At 67.2% G+C, this 14,750-nt stretch carries 14 protein-coding genes; 9 read left to right on the top strand and 5 right to left on the bottom strand.

The features are described 5' to 3' along the window. Positions 1 to 161: 161 nt before the first annotated feature. The 7 genes from ACYQ0L_RS07605 to ACYQ0L_RS07575 all read left to right on the top strand — a co-directional run bounded on the left by ACYQ0L_RS07605 (position 162) and on the right by ACYQ0L_RS07575 (position 7,303). Positions 162 to 1,841 (top strand): M23 family metallopeptidase, encoded by a 1,680-nt coding sequence (locus ACYQ0L_RS07605; protein ID WP_459788446.1) that lies wholly within the window; start codon positions 162 to 164, stop codon positions 1,839 to 1,841. Positions 1,842 to 1,894: 53 nt separating this feature from the next. After that, positions 1,895 to 2,890, top strand: coding sequence for a porphobilinogen synthase (gene hemB, locus ACYQ0L_RS07600; RefSeq protein WP_459788445.1), 996 nt, complete (start codon positions 1,895 to 1,897; stop codon positions 2,888 to 2,890). A gap of 8 nt (positions 2,891 to 2,898) precedes the next feature. After that, a complete protein-coding gene (locus ACYQ0L_RS07595) occupies positions 2,899 to 3,468 on the top strand; it encodes a GNAT family N-acetyltransferase (protein ID WP_459788444.1) in 570 nt (189 codons plus the stop codon). Beyond that, positions 3,461 to 4,042: a GNAT family N-acetyltransferase gene (locus ACYQ0L_RS07590; protein ID WP_459788443.1), complete on the top strand. Its 582-nt coding sequence runs from the start codon at positions 3,461 to 3,463 to the stop codon at positions 4,040 to 4,042. Before ACYQ0L_RS07595 ends, ACYQ0L_RS07590 begins: the two co-directional genes overlap by 8 nt. Further along, positions 4,039 to 6,258 (top strand): spermidine synthase, encoded by a 2,220-nt coding sequence (locus tag ACYQ0L_RS07585; protein ID WP_459788442.1) that lies wholly within the window; start codon positions 4,039 to 4,041, stop codon positions 6,256 to 6,258. The genes ACYQ0L_RS07590 and ACYQ0L_RS07585 overlap by 4 nt, the downstream gene beginning before the upstream one ends. Before the next feature lie 2 nt (positions 6,259 to 6,260). Further along, on the top strand, positions 6,261 to 6,848 hold the full coding sequence (locus ACYQ0L_RS07580) for a gamma carbonic anhydrase family protein (RefSeq protein WP_459788441.1): 588 nt from the start codon (positions 6,261 to 6,263) through the stop codon (positions 6,846 to 6,848). A gap of 176 nt (positions 6,849 to 7,024) precedes the next feature. Then, positions 7,025 to 7,303 (top strand): DUF167 domain-containing protein, encoded by a 279-nt coding sequence (locus tag ACYQ0L_RS07575; protein WP_459788440.1) that lies wholly within the window; start codon positions 7,025 to 7,027, stop codon positions 7,301 to 7,303. Here ACYQ0L_RS07575 and ACYQ0L_RS07570 read toward each other — a convergent pair. Both ACYQ0L_RS07570 and ACYQ0L_RS07565 read right to left on the bottom strand, forming a co-directional pair. Further along, on the bottom strand, positions 7,293 to 7,934 hold the full coding sequence (locus ACYQ0L_RS07570; RefSeq protein ID WP_459788439.1) for a YoaK family protein: 642 nt from the start codon (positions 7,932 to 7,934) through the stop codon (positions 7,293 to 7,295). The genes ACYQ0L_RS07575 and ACYQ0L_RS07570 overlap by 11 nt on opposite strands. Before the next feature lie 224 nt (positions 7,935 to 8,158). Next, positions 8,159 to 9,751 carry a cisplatin damage response ATP-dependent DNA ligase gene (locus ACYQ0L_RS07565; RefSeq protein WP_459788438.1) on the bottom strand — a complete coding sequence of 531 codons (1,593 nt, stop codon included), beginning with the start codon at positions 9,749 to 9,751 and terminating at the stop codon, positions 8,159 to 8,161. 89 nt (positions 9,752 to 9,840) lie between these two features. On the opposite strand from ACYQ0L_RS07565, the gene ACYQ0L_RS07560 reads away from it, so the two are divergent. Continuing rightward, a complete protein-coding gene (locus ACYQ0L_RS07560; RefSeq protein ID WP_459788437.1) occupies positions 9,841 to 10,155 on the top strand; it encodes a hypothetical protein in 315 nt (104 codons plus the stop codon). Between the two features lie 198 nt (positions 10,156 to 10,353). Beyond that, positions 10,354 to 10,743: a DUF1842 domain-containing protein gene (locus ACYQ0L_RS07555; protein WP_459788436.1), complete on the top strand. Its 390-nt coding sequence runs from the start codon at positions 10,354 to 10,356 to the stop codon at positions 10,741 to 10,743. Positions 10,744 to 10,792: 49 nt separating this feature from the next. On the opposite strand, the gene ACYQ0L_RS07550 is transcribed toward ACYQ0L_RS07555, so the two are convergent. The 3 genes from ACYQ0L_RS07550 to ACYQ0L_RS07540 form a co-directional block, all read right to left on the bottom strand. Then, a complete protein-coding gene (locus ACYQ0L_RS07550) occupies positions 10,793 to 11,824 on the bottom strand; it encodes a ligase-associated DNA damage response exonuclease (RefSeq protein WP_459788435.1) in 1,032 nt (343 codons plus the stop codon). Positions 11,825 to 11,980: 156 nt separating this feature from the next. Next, a complete protein-coding gene (gene clpA / locus ACYQ0L_RS07545) occupies positions 11,981 to 14,335 on the bottom strand; it encodes an ATP-dependent Clp protease ATP-binding subunit ClpA (protein ID WP_459788434.1) in 2,355 nt (784 codons plus the stop codon). A gap of 153 nt (positions 14,336 to 14,488) precedes the next feature. Then, positions 14,489 to 14,695 carry a DUF1192 domain-containing protein gene (locus tag ACYQ0L_RS07540; protein ID WP_459788433.1) on the bottom strand — a complete coding sequence of 69 codons (207 nt, stop codon included), beginning with the start codon at positions 14,693 to 14,695 and terminating at the stop codon, positions 14,489 to 14,491. Between the last annotated feature and the right edge of the window lie 55 nt (positions 14,696 to 14,750).

Below are 14,750 nucleotides of genomic sequence, written 5' to 3'. Positions count from 1 at the left end.
CAAGTACGCAAGGTGCCCGCAAGCGCAGCGCATTTCGGCGCGGGCATGCCCCGGATCGTCGAACACGGGATTGTCCTTAGGCCGTGATTAAAGGGCAATTAACACTGCGATGGCATCAAGCGCGGCTCACCCGATAAGTGTCGCCCGATGCGAAAACAGGATTGGCAGCGGCACGACCAGACTATCGGAGACGGGATCTGACTTACGCCGACCAGTCGGACGCTCAATCGCCGGACGCGGGCGATGCGCAGCCGACCCATTCACATAGCGAGGACGACTCACGCCCGGCCTCTCCGGCATCGCTTGCCAAGGCCGACGATGCCCCGCGCGCGGAGCACCAGGCGCGTGCGCTGGGCAGGCACAGTGCCGTCCGTGCCCGGATCGCGAAGCTGGCGACGATCGACCTCGCGCACGATCTCGCCACGGATATCGGCAGCGCGCGCTGGTTTCGCGGTGCGGCCACCTTCCTCTCGCTGACCGCAGTCGCGCTTGCCTTCTGGCCAAGCTTCTCACCGGTTGAGGCTGCGCCCGCCCTGCGGCTGGACGAACAGGCGCGCGAGGAATTCCGCAGCCAGACGATCATGCCGCTCGCGCTGGGCGGCGATATCGGCACCCGCATGGCGGCAAGCGCGCTGGTACGCCCGCTCGCCAATGCGCCCGAGCGGCCGCAGCTGGAAACCACCGCCACCTTCGGCCGCAACGACAGCCTCTCCAACATCCTTTCACGGCAGGGCGTGGGGCAAGCCGACGCGACCCGCGCGGCTGACCTGGTGGCACAGGCCATTGCTCTTGAAGAGATCGAACCCGGCACGCAGATCGACGTGACGCTGGGCCGGCGTGATGCCCCGGATGCTCAGCGCCCGCTCGCCGAAATGCGCTTTCGCGCGCGGTTCGACCTGTCGCTGGCGGTCGCGCGCGGCGACGATGGCAACCTCGCGCTGATTCGCGAACCGATCGAGGTGGACGAGACCCCGCTGCGCCTGCGCGGCACCGTGGGCGGCAGCCTGTACCGTTCGGCCCGCGCGGTCGGTGCCCCGGCCAGTGCCATCCAGGACTATCTCAAGGCGCTCGGCGACCACGAGGATCTCGATCGGGCGCTGCAGGCGGGCGACACTTTCGACATGATCGTCTCCTATCGCCGCGCGGCGACCGGTGAGCGGCAGGCCGGACGCCTGCTGTACGCCGGGGTCGAGCGCGAGGGGGAAGAGACGATCCAGCTGATGCGCTGGGGCAAGGACGGCCAGTTCTTCGAGGCTTCGGGCGTGGGTGAACAGCGCTCGGGCCTGCTTGCACCGGTCCCGGGTCCGATCGGTTCGCGCTATGGCATGCGCCGCCATCCGATCCTGCGCTACAAGCGGATGCACGCAGGCGTCGACTATCGTGCGCGCTACGGCACTCCGATCGTCGCGCCGACCGATGGCCGCGTGACGAGTGCGGGGCGTGCGGGTGGCTGTGGCAATGCCGTGCGCCTTTCGCACGAGGGCGGACTGAGCACGCGCTTTTGCCACATGAGCCGGATGGCCGTGTCGCGCGGGCAATATGTCCAGCGCGGGCAGACCATCGGCTATGTCGGCTCGACCGGGCTCTCGACCGGCCCGCACCTCCACTACGAGATGTATCGCGGTGGCCGCCATGTCGATCCGCTGTCGGTCCGCTACGTCACCCGCGCCCAGCTGAGCGGGGCTGAGCTGGACAGGTTCCGCGCCACGCTCGACGCGCTCAAGACGGTCGATGCGGGGGCCGCGCTGGAAGACATGCACCCGACCCGGCCGGTCGCCGAACAGCCCATGCGCGAGATCGACCGGATCGCGCTGGTCGCACGCCACAAGCGCGGAGGCTGAAAGCGCGGCTGACACCTTGCGGGCGGCGCGGGCTTGGGCCACACCGCGCAGCCATGACAGCAGCCTTCCCCGCCACCCGCCTTCGCCGTACCCGCACCCAGGAATGGAGCCGCCGGCTCCACCGCCAGACGGTGCTTTCGCCCGCCGACCTCATCTGGCCGCTGTTCGTGATAGAGGGCGAGGGCGAGGAACAGCAGGTCGCCAGCCTGCCCGGCGTCAGCCGCTGGTCGGTCGACCTGCTGCTAGATCGCGTCGGCGAGGCGATCGACTTCGGTATCCCGTGTGTGGCGCTGTTTCCCAATACGCCTCCGCAACTCCGCAGCGAGAGGGCGGAGGAAGCGTGGAACCCGGACAACCTGATCTGCCGGGCGGTCCGCGCCATCCGCGATCGCTATGGCGATGCCATCGGCGTGATCTGCGACGTCGCGCTCGACCCCTATACCAGCCACGGGCAGGACGGCCTGCTGGACGATCGCAACTATGTCGCGAATGATGTCACGCTGGAAGCGCTGGTGAAACAGTCGCTCAACCAGGCCGATGCGGGGGCCGATGTCGTGGCACCGTCCGACATGATGGACGGGCGCGTGGCTGCGATCCGCCAGGCGCTGGAGGAGGGCGGGCACACCAACGTCCAGATCATGAGCTATGCCGCCAAGTTCGCCTCTGCCTTCTACGGCCCGTTCCGCGATGCGGTGGGTACTGGCGGCAGGCTGAAGGGCGACAAGCGCACCTACCAGCTCGACCCGGGCAACAGCGACGAAGCGATGCGCGAAATCGCGTTCGACATCGCCGAAGGCGCGGACAGCGTGATGGTGAAGCCGGGCCTCGCCTATCTCGACATCATCCGCATGGCGCGCGACCGGTTCGACGTGCCGGTTTTCGCGTACCAGGTCAGCGGCGAATATGCCCTGATCGAGGCAGGCGTGGCGGCAGGCGTGGGCGAGCGGGATGCCTTGGTGATGGAGAAGCTGATCGCGTTCAAGCGGGCGGGCTGTGCGGGCATTCTCTCCTATCACGCGCCGCTGGCGGCGCGCATCCTCAACGGCTGATCTCGTTGATGGCTGACTTCCGGCACGAGACCGCGCGCCTGATCCTGCGCGACTGGCGGGAGGACGATTGGCCGCGCTTCTGGGAGGGGACCAACACGCCCGCAGTGATGCGCTGGCTGGGCGGGGTGTGCGATCCGGAGAAGCAGCGCGCGGCGCAGGATCGCCTGCTTTCGTATCAGCGCGACCATGGCCACACCTTCTGGGCGGTCGAGCGCAAGGATGACGCCGCGATCCTCGGCTTTTGCGGTCTCAAGCGCTCCAATCAGGCCGGTGGCCCGGTTGGGATGATGGAAGTCGGCTGGCGGCTGCGCGAGGATGCCTGGGGACAGGGGTACGCGAAGGAAGCCGCGACCGCCTCCCTCGATCTCGCGTTCGGTCGGTTCGGAGCGGACGAGGTCGTCGCGCTGACGGTTGCCCGGAACGAGGCAAGCTGGGGTCTGATGAAGCGGCTCGGCATGCGGCGCCGCGAGGATCTCGACTTCGACAATGCCGAATTCGATCCGGACGATCCGACGATCATCGTCTATTCGATCGCGGCAACGGTTTGGCTGGCGGGCGCGGACAAGCCGAATGGCTGAGCTCGATTTCGATCCGCTGCTGCTGACCGACCGGCTGGCCTTGCGACCGATCCGGCCCGGTGATGCCGAGCTGCAGTTCCGCCACCTCAACTCACCCATCGTCACGAAGCATCTCGGCGGACCGCACACGCTTGCGACCATCGAGGAGAAACATGCGAAGAGCATGGCGTTCCACGCGCGCGAGGGCTTCGGCTGGCTGATGGTGTTCGAGCGCGCGACGGGAGAGCTCGTCGGTCATTGCGGGCTGAAGCGGGTCGATAGCGAAGGCGCCAGGAACACGGGCGAGGTCGAGATCGGCTGGATCATCCGCGAGGATCGCTGGCGGCGCGGCTATGCGCGCGAGGCGGTCGATGCGGTGCTCGCGTGGGCGTTCGAGACACATGGTGCACCAAGGGTGGTCGCGCTGACGTCGCCCCGCAACGAGCCGAGCTGGCGTTTGATGGAACGGCTGGGGATGGCGCGGTGCGAGGATCTGGATTTCCATGACGACCGGTTCCCGGCCGAAGACAACCCGACGATCCTGTATTCGATCGATCGGCCGGCCTGGGAAGCGGGACGCGGGGCCGCGCCATGAGAGCACCGGCGCGCCCGCTGTTCGTCGGCACCATCCTGCTCGGCAGCTTCCTGCTGTTCCTCGTCCAGCCGCTGGTCGCGCGGCTCGCGTTGCCGACACTGGGCGGCGCGCCCAATGTCTGGAACAGCGCGATGCTGGTATACCAGGCGCTGCTGCTGGCGGGCTACGCCTATGCCCACCTGCTCTCGCGGCTTGCCCTGCGGCACCAGGCGCTGGTCCACCTTGCGCTGATGGCGCTGGGGCTGCTGTTCCTGCCCATCGCGCTCGCCGATGTAACGCACCCACCGGGCTTCGAGGTCTTTTCGGTCCCGCTGCTGCTGCTGGCGACCATCGGCCCGCTGTTCTTCATCGTCGCCGCGCAGGCCCCGCTGGTTCAGCGCTGGTATGCGGCGGACCCGGAGGCTGGCGATCCTTACTGGCTCTACGCCGCATCCAACATCGGCAGCTTCGCGGGGCTGTTGTGCTATCCGCTGCTGCTCGAGCCCAACCTGCCACTGGCGCGGCAGAGCGCCGCATGGGCGATCGGCTATGGCGTGCTGATCCTCGCCATGGCCGCTCTTGCGTGGAGCCGCTGGCGTGTGAGCGGGCCCGGCGCGCAGGCCCCCGCTTCGGACGCGCCGGACGCATCGCAAGGGACCGAACCGATCGGCTGGCGGCGCATCGCGCTGTGGCTCGCACTGTCCGCCGTGCCTTCGGGCCTGATGCTGTCGACCACCACGCATCTGACGACGGACATCGTCGCGATGCCGCTGCTGTGGGTGGTTCCGCTGGGGCTCTACCTCCTCAGTTTCGTGTTCGCCTTCAACGAACGCAGCCGCCTGGGCCTTGCCCTTGCCCGCACCGCACCCACGATCCTGCTGCTGGCGGGCGCGATGGCGATGGTCAGCCGCGGGGCGGACGGCGTCTCGGTCGCGCTGGCGGCGGTCCTCATGCTGTTCGTGGTCGCGACCGCGCTCCACCGCCGCCTCTATGCCTACCGGCCGAGCCCGCAGCGGCTCACGCTGTTCTACCTCGTGATGAGCGCGGGCGGGGCGCTGGGCGGGCTCTTCGCGGCCATTGTCGCGCCGCTGGTGTTCGACTGGGTGTGGGAGCATCCGCTGCTGGTGCTCGCCGCCGGGGCGCTGCTGCCCCAGAACCCGCTGATCCACTGGATGGACCGGCTCGCGCTCGAGCCGCGCGCGCGCCTGATCGCCCGGATCGTGCTGGTCGCGGCGGCCGCCGCGCTCGGCCTGTGGATGGTGCGCGCGCTCGACGCGGAGCACGACCTTGCCGTGCATCTGCTGCTGCTCGGCATCGCGCTGCTCGGCGTGCTGGCGCTGGGCAGCCGCTGGGCTTTCCTCGCGATCCTGCTGATCCTGATGTTGGCGCGTGGCGGATGGGTCACGCTGGAGGACAGTGCGGCCGGCATCCGCGACCGCTCCTATTTCGGGGTCTATACCGTGCGCCGGCACACCGATCCCGACAGGCGCGTGCTGCTCCACGGTACGACGGTCCACGGGTACCAGTTTCTCGACCCCGAACGCCGCCATGCGCCCACAACCTATTACGGGCCGACTTCGGGCGTCGGCCTCGCGCTGTCGGCGGCGGAGGCGATCTATGGCGAGGGCGCGGACATCGGCGTGATCGGGCTGGGGACGGGTACGCTCGCCTGCTATCGCCAGCCGGGGCAGGACTACACCTTCTACGAGATCGACCCGAAGGTGCTGCGCTATTCGCGCGACCGGACCTTCACCTTCCTTGCCGACTGCGCACCGCAGGCCGAGGTGCATATGGGCGACGCGCGCCTCGCGCTGGAGAACGAGCCGCCGCGCCAGTACGATATCCTCGCGGTGGATGCCTTCAGCTCGGATGCGATCCCGCTCCACCTGCTGACGCGCGAGGCGATGCACACCTATGGCCGCGCGCTGAAGCCCGACGGGCTGATGCTGGTCCACATTTCCAACCGCTATGTCGACCTCAAGCCGGTGATCGCGGCGCATGCGCTCGAGAACGGCTGGATCGCCCTGATGCGCGACGATCCGCGCGACGCCGCCAACGGCATTTCGGCCAGCTTCTGGGTGGCCATTTCCAGCGATGCGCTGCCCATGGCCAAGCTGCTGCAATCGGACACCGATGCCAACTGGCATGAGCTGGGCAACCCGGTGGCGCAGCCGTGGAGCGACGACTATGCCTCGGTCCTGCCCTACCTCGACTGGGGCGCGATACTGGGAGAATGACGATGACCGACCCGACGCAGACTCCTTCGAGGCCGGGAGTTCGCCTGATCGAGATCCACGGCAAGGCGCCCATGATCCATGAAAGCGCGTTCATCGCGCCGGGCACGGTGATCGTGGGCGATGTCACGATCGGGGCGGGCAGTTCGATCTGGTACAACTGCGTGCTGCGCGCCGATGTCAGCAGCATCACGATCGGCGAGCGGACCAATGTGCAGGATGGCAGCGTGCTCCACTGCGACGGGCCTTCGCCGCAATATCCCGATGGCTGCCCGCTGGTGATCGGCGACGACGTGCTGATCGGCCACATGGCGATGGTCCACGGCTGCGTCATCGAGGACCGCGGCTTCGTAGGGCTGGGCGCGATCGCGATGAACAAGGCGGTGATCGCCAGCGATGCGATGCTGGCGGCAGGCGCGATGCTGACCGAGACGAAGGTGATGGGCGCGCGCGAGCTGTGGGGCGGGCGGCCGGCACGCAAGATGCGCGATCTCGACGATGCGGCGATCGCGGGGATGCAGCTGGGCGTGGCGCATTATGCGGAAAACGCGAAGCATCACATGGCGGCCGTAGGCGAGAGCGGGCAGCCCTGACACACCTGACACAGTGTCCAGGGGTTCAAATCCACTCGATCAAATCGCGCGGACTGATCGCGATCATCGATCATGAGTGACCGCTACGCGCAAAGGAACACCGACTATAGGAAAGAGCCACCCCATCATGCCACGGCCTTGCATCTGTAGGACAGCGCGCAACCGCGCCGAATGCGATGGCACGCCCGAAGGCTGACCTGCCCGATCCGCAGGCGTTGCGTGCGCTCGTCCGCTCGGGCGAGTTGCGTGTACGGGTGACGCCGGGCGCGCGGACCGAATCGATCGCGCTGGTCGACGGCGGCGTGCAGGTGAAGGTGCGCGCCAAGCCGCAGGACGGCGCGGCGAACACTGCGGTCGAAGCGCTGGTCGCCAAGGCGCTCGGCATCCCCAAATCGCGGTGCGCGGTGTTGCGCGGCGCAACTTCGCGCGAAAAGGTGCTGGGCGTTACGCTCTAGCGGGCCCGATGCGCGTTGCCGCCAGGCACAGCGTCAGCGCCAGCCCACCTGCAACCCACAGCGAGGCGGCGCCCCACTGCATCGCGAGCACTCCGCCACACACCGCGCCGGTCAGCAGGCTGACCCACAGCAGCGCGAAGGGCAGCGGGTTAGCCGTGCGGTCCCCCGACAGGCGATCGGCAAGCAATTGCCCGGTGCGCACCAGCGCGCCGGTCATGTAGGTCAGCCCCACCGGGCTTTCGCGATTGGCGCTGAGCACGGTGTTGAGCGCACCCATCGCGATCACCAGCAGGCCGAGCGAGATTTCCCGCAGCTCCGCCACGCGCGTCAGCGCGGCGCAGACCAGCAGCGTGGCGACCAGCCCGGTGACCACCACCTTGCGCCGCGATGCCACGCGATCGCCCAGCAGGGTGCCGCCGGTCACGCCGATGACGAAGCCCGCGATCAGCAGCGCAGGCACTGCCACCCGGCTCGCCCCGCCCGCCAGATCGCGCGCGAGCAGCGTGGTGTTGCCGGTCATGAAGGAGACGAAATAGCCATCGAGCTGGAGGTAGCCGGTCACATCGACGAACCCCGCCAGCGCTGCGACGGCGAACGCGAACAGGCGCTGGGTGGGCGTGAAGCGCTGCATGGGGCTGGCGGTACACCGCGCGCGCGCAGGATTGAAGATGCGGCGGTTATGCTGCTGTGACGTCGATCCCCGCGCCACCCCCGCCCGACTCGTCGGTCCGGACTTGCCTGCCCCTGCGGAGGCAGGGGATCCGGGCCCGGTGCTTCTTCCCGCGAGCGGCGCGCCATTTAATTCAAGGAAAGCACCGACCCCGGCTCGGGGGCCGGGGTGACTTAGTGGGAGGACTAGTCCCGTACCAGCGCCTGCAGCGCCTCGATCCGGTCCGCCTCGTGCGGCGGCTTGTCCCAGCGGATGCGGTGGATGCGCGGGAAGCGCATGGCGAGGCCGCTCTTGTGGCGCTTCGAGGAATGAACGCTGTCGAAGGCGACCTCGAACACCAGGCTCCGGTCGGTCTCGCGCACGGGGCCGAAGCGGTTGACGGTGTTCTGGCGCACGTGGCGGTCGATCTTTTTCAGCTCGGCATCGGTGAAGCCCGAATAGGCCTTGCCCACCGGCAGCAGCTCCGCGCCCTGATCCGGATCGCCGTCCCAGCAGCCGAAGGTGTAGTCGGAATAGAAGCTGGAGCGTTTGCCTGACCCACGCTGGGCGTACATCAGCACGCAGTCGACCAGCAGCGGATCGCGTTTCCACTTGTACCAAAGGCCGGTGCGTCGGCCCGGTACGTAAGGCGAATCGCGGCGCTTGAGCATCAGCCCCTCGATCGCATCGTCGCGCGCGCCTTCGCGGATCTGCGCCAGATGTTCGAAATCGCGTGCTTCGACGATCGCGGACAAGTCGAAGCGTTCGGGCGGCAGCCGCTCCATCAGCGCTTCGAGAATCGTGCGCCGCTCCTCCCACGGCTTATCACGCAGGTTCTCGCCATCGAGCGAGAGGACATCGTACACGCGCACGAAGGCGGGGCTCTCGCTCAGCATCTTCTTGCTGACGGTCTTGCGCCCCAGCCGCTGCTGTAGCGCGTTGAAGCTGGCCGCGCCGCCCGCTTCGCCGCCCTGCGTGGTGCCCTGGACCAGCAACTCCCCGTCGAGGATCGCGGGAAAGTCGAGCGCGGGCAGCATTTCGGGAAAGGTGTGCGAGATATCGTCACCGCCGCGCGAAAAAAGCCGCGTCTCATTTCCAGCGTGGACGAGCTGCACCCTGATCCCGTCCCACTTCCACTCCGCGACATAGTCGTCGAGGCTGACCACCGTGTCTTCCAGCGGATGCGCGAGCATGAAGGGTTTGAACAGCGGGATGCCCGCCATGTCGGGCGGGTCCGCACCTTCGGCAGCCCAAGCGAACAGTTCGGGGTAGGGGGGCTTGAGCCCGTGCCAGTACTCCTCGACATCCTCGACCGGCACATCGAACGCGTCGGCGAACGCCACCTTGGCGAGCCGGGCGGAGATGCCGATCCGCATCGCGCCGGTGGCCAGCTTGAGCAGGGCGTAACGGCCCGACACATCGAGCCGGTCGAGCAGCGCGGGGAGTTCGCTCAGCACGGACTTGCGCGTCATCGCGCGCAGCAGCTCGACCGTTTCGGCGACGCCCGGCGGGGAGGGCGGGTCGTCCGGCTGCGGCCACAGCAGGCTCGCGGTTTCGGCGGTATCGCCCACGAAATCCCGGCTCAGCGTCCACAGCACGGGATCGACCCGCTCTTTCAGGATCGCGCGGATGGTGGAGGATTTGACCGCCGGGAAATCGAGCCCGTCCGAGAGCGCGGCCAGCGCCCATCCACGATCGGGATCGGGCGTGGCGCGCAGGTATTCGCCGATCAGGCGCAGCTTCTCATTCCGGCTGCGGGTATAGACCAGCGCGTCGATCAGGGCGGCGAATTTCTCCATTATGCAAAACCGCTTGCGTCGTGCGCGGGGCGTGCGATGCTCGGCCGCCGGCGCATTCCGGACCGCGCCGCCCGATGGGAGAGACCGCCATGAAGACCGTACTGCTTGCCCTGCCGCTTCTGCTCGCAACCGCGCCCGCGATCGCGCAGGAAGACCATTCCGCCCATGGCGACCAAGCCGAGGCGCCCGATGCCAAGTTCACGATCGAAACCCCGATCGAGACGCTGATGGCGGACGAGCAGGCCCGCGCCGTCATCCTCGCCGAGCTGCCCGATCTCGACCAGCACCCCGCCTACGGCCAGTTCAAGGCGATGAGCCTCAAGGCCGTGCAGCCCTATTCGCAGGGCATGATCACCGACGAGATGCTGACGAAGATCGCCGCAGGCCTCGCCGAGATCAAGTAACGCCGGGCGCGCGGGCGGGGGCGGAGCTTCCACCTTCGCCTGCGTGCGCGCAACATTTCTCCGTTGCTGCCAAATCGGACCCGATAGGCCCGCACTACCACCCGAAGCCGATCCAGTTCGCCGCCGTGCCCGATGCACACGCGGTATCTTCCCCGGGCGGCCGCCGATTGCCGGAGGCCGCGAATTGGGGAGATTCGTATGGCTGAAGTGGGATATTACATCGTCGATGTGGAAGTCGCGCCCGAAGGCGGGATGCAGCCGGGTGCGCCCAACCTGACGCTCAAGCTGGGGGTCAATGCAAGCAATGGCGAAGTGAACGGGCAGGCGACGCTGACGCAGTCCGTGCGGGGCGGTGACCACGAATTCCCGGTGAGCGGGGTGATCCACCACACCGGTTTCGGGGAAGACAAGCTGCTCGTCGCGCTTACCGGCCACTATGTGCAGTCGGTACCGCCGCCCGCGATCGGGGCATGGCTGGCACAGGCTTCCATCGCGCTGGCCGTCGATGACAGCTGGAACGGCACCGGCAGCTACACCTTCGGCCACAGCCGGATGAGCCGCTGCAAGGTGACCAACACCAGCAAGTGAGCCTTGGCCGGGGCCGCTCCTGATTCGGGGGGCGGCCCCGATTATCCTCTCAGTCATCCTCGTCCTCGTATCCGACCATTGCGAGCGCGCGGGCGGGCCGCTGGTGCAGCTGGCACCAGCGCAGCAGCGCTTCCTCGCGTCCGTGGGTGATCCAGGTTTCCTGCGGGGCGACTTGCCGAATCGTATCGGTCAGCTCGCCCCAGTCGGCATGGTCGGAAATGACCAGCGGCAGCTCGACATTGCGCTGCCGCGCGCGCTGGCGCACCCGCATCCAGCCCGAGGCCATCGCGGTGATCGGATCGGGCAGGCGCCGGCTCCACCGGTCGTTGAGCGCGCCAGGCGGGCAGACGACCACGCTCCCGCGCATATCGTCCTTCTCGTAGTCCGAGACGAGCCGCAACTCGCCCAGATCGACTCCGTGCTCTTCATACAGGCGGCACATCTTCTCCATCGCGCCGTGGAGGTAGATCGGATCGCTGTGGCCCGCCGCGCGCAGTTCCGCGATTACGCGCTGCGCCTTACCCAGCGCATACGCGCCCACGAGGACGCAGGAATCGGGATGCGCCGCCAGCCGCTCCGTCAGCTTGGCGATCTCGCCCGCGATCGGCGGGTGGGTGAAGACCGGCAGGCCGAAGGTCGCCTCGGTGATGAAGATGTCGCATGGCGTCACTTCGAAGGGCGGGCAGGTCGGGTCGGGGCGGCGCTTGTAGTCGCCGGTGACGACGATCCGCTCACCCGCATGCTCGAGCAGAATCTGCGCGCTGCCGAGCACGTGGCCGGCGGGGATGTAGGTCGCATCGACGCCGCCCGCGAGGCGGACCGTTTCGCCATACTCTACAGGGACCGCCTTGTGCGGGATCTCGCCCGCGTCGTCTTCTGCCCCGGTGCGGTATCGCAGCTCCATGATCGCGAGCGTTTCCGGCGTCGCGAAGGTTTGTCCATGCCCGCCGCGCGCATGATCCGCGTGGCCGTGCGTGACGAGCGCAGTGTCGACGGGCCGCGAAGGATCGACCCACGCATCGGCGGGCACCACGTGGATGCCGTGCGGGTGGGGTTGTATCCAGGAAAAGGGCGCGGCCATTGCCGGTGAACGGGCTGCAAAGGTCGCGGGTTCCACGACTGCCGAACACCCACCCCAACCCCTCCCTCAAGGGAGGGGTAGCGAGACTTGCGACCCCGAAGCTCTTCGGGGCGCTAGTCGCAGCGGGGAGGGTTTACGGCGTCAGCGACATGGGGATTATTCCCCCCCACTTCCCTCCGCATTATCCTTCGTTTCCGACGCCTTCTTCGGCGCGGCCTTCTTGCGCTTCGAGGCCTTGGGCGGGGCGGGGGTCAGCTCGAAGTGCGGCTTGCCGTCCTTCAGGGTCACATTGACCTCGCCGCCGTCGGCCAGCTTGCCGAACAGCAGTTCCTCGGCCAGCGGCTGCTTGATCTTTTCCTGGATCAGGCGGCCCATCGGACGCGCGCCGTACAACCGGTCGTAGCCCTTGTCGCCGAGCCACTTCTTGGCTGCGTCGTCGAACTGGATGTCGACGTTCTGTTCGGCCAGCTGCAGTTCGAGCTGGATGATGAACTTGTCGACCACGCGGGCGATGGTGTCCTTGCCGAGATAACCGAACGGCACGATCGCATCGAGGCGGTTGCGGAATTCGGGGGTGAACATTTGCTTCACCGCCTCCTCGCTCGCATCTTCCTTGCTCACATCGCCGAAGCCGATGCCGCTGCGCGCCATGTCGGCCGCGCCGGCATTGGTGGTCATGATCAGCACCACGTTGCGGAAGTCGACCGTCTTGCCGTGATGGTCGGTCAGGCGGCCGTTATCCATCACCTGCAGCAGGATATTGAACAGGTCGGGGTGCGCCTTTTCGATCTCGTCGAGCAGCAGGACCGAGTGCGGGTTCTGGTCGACCGCGTCGGTCAGCAGGCCGCCCTGGTCGTAACCGACATAGCCCGGAGGCGCGCCGATCAGCCGCGAAACGCTGTGGCGCTCCATATATTCGGACATGTCGAACCGCTTGAGCTCGATCCCCATGATGCTGGCGAGCTGGCGCGCGACCTCGGTCTTGCCGACGCCGGTCGGGCCGGAGAACAGGAACGAGCCGATCGGCTTGTCCGGATCGCGCAGTCCCGCGCGGCTCAGCTTCATCGCGGTCGAGAGCTTCTTGACCGCCGCGTCCTGCCCGAAGACGACCTGCTTCAGATCGCGCTCGAGGTTTTCGAGCGCGGCCTTGTCGTCCTTGCTCACCGATTTCGGAGGGATGCGCGCCATCGTCGCGATGACCTGTTCGATCTCGCGCGCGGTGATCTTCTTCTTCCGGCGGCTGGGCGGGACCAGCATCTGCATCGCGCCGACTTCGTCGACGACATCGATCGCCTTGTCGGGCAGCTTGCGGTCGTTGATGTAGCGCGCGCTCAGCTCGACCGCGGTCTTCAGCGCATCGGCGGTGTAGGTCACCTTGTGGTGATCCTCGAATGCGGACTTGAGGCCCTTGAGGATCTTGACCGTATCCTCGATCGTCGGCTCGTTCACATCGATCTTCTGGAACCGCCGCAGCAGCGCGCGATCCTTTTCGAAGTGGTTGCGGAATTCCTTGTAGGTGGTCGACCCGATGCAGCGGATCGCGCCGCTGGAAAGCGCGGGCTTCAGCAGGTTGGACGCATCCATTGCCCCGCCGCTGGTCGCGCCGGCCCCGATCACGGTGTGAATCTCGTCGATGAACAAAATCGCGTGCGGCATCTTCTCGAGCTCGGAGACGACCTGCTTGAGCCGTTCCTCGAAATCGCCGCGGTAGCGCGTGCCGGCCAGCAGCGCGCCCATGTCGAGCGAGTAGATCACCGCGTCGTTGAGCACCTCGGGCACGTCGCCTTCGACGATCTTGCGCGCCAGACCTTCGGCAATCGCGGTCTTCCCGACGCCGGGGTCGCCCACGTAGAGTGGGTTGTTCTTGCTCCGCCGGCACAGGATCTGGATCGTCCGGTCCACTTCCGGCCCGCGGCCGATCAGCGGGTCGATCTTGCCGCTGTCCGCCTTGACGTTGAGGTTGACCGTGAACTGGTCGAGCGCGGTTTCCTTTTTGTTGCCCTTGGCCTCTTCCTTCTCTTCCGTCTCGGGCTCCTCGGCTCCGCGCGCGCTGCGCGGTTCGAGCGCCTGCCCGCCCTTGCCGATGCCGTGGCTGATGAAGCTGACCGCATCCAGCCGGCTCATGTCCTGCTGCTGGAGGAAATAGACCGCGTAGGAATCGCGTTCGGAAAACAGCGCGACCAGCACGTTGGCGCCGGTCACGGTGTCCTTGCCGGACGACTGCACGTGCAGGATCGCGCGCTGGACCACCCGCTGGAAACCGGCGGTCGGCTGCGGTTCGCCCGATTCTTCAGCCTTGAGCGACTGGTATTCCTGATCGAGATAGGTGCGCACGACGTCCGCCAGCTCGGCCAGGTCGACCCCGCATGCGCCCATCACCTCGGCTGCATCCTCGTCTGCGATCAGCGCGAGCAGCAGGTGTTCGAGCGTCGCATATTCGTGCCGCCGCTCGCGTGCGCCATCGAGCGCAGCATGGAGGGTCTTTTCGAGGTTCTGGGCGAAGCTAGGCATAATGATCCCGGTCGGTTTGGCAGCAAGAGGTCGCGCTGCAGGGAGTCACCGATAATATAGCGCAAATGGATGGCGCGCGGTGAACGGTATGGAAGGAATATTGGATGCCGCCCGGCCGATGTGAAGAGGTCTCCTGCGATGGGCGGGCATCGGTCACGCCCCGTCTTTCCGTGAAAACAGCGCTTCGGCGGCATCGCGTTGCTTGGAATAGCGCAGCCGGTGCTGTTCGACCCGCGCGATCTCGATCTGCAGCTGGCGGATCCGTTCGTCGAGTTCGAACTGCGACAGGCGCGAGATATCCTCGGCAGCCAGCTGGCTCGCCGCATCGCTGGTGGGGCGGGGGCCTTCGGGTTCTTCCATCGGACCTCACTGTCCTCCCACTCATCCTTGCTGTCAATGGAGACGAAAGCTAGGG

Source organism: Alteriqipengyuania triglochinis (genome assembly GCF_054655655.1).
Note: the sequence above shows the minus strand (reverse complement) of the source record. Positions and strands in the feature narration are given on the sequence as shown.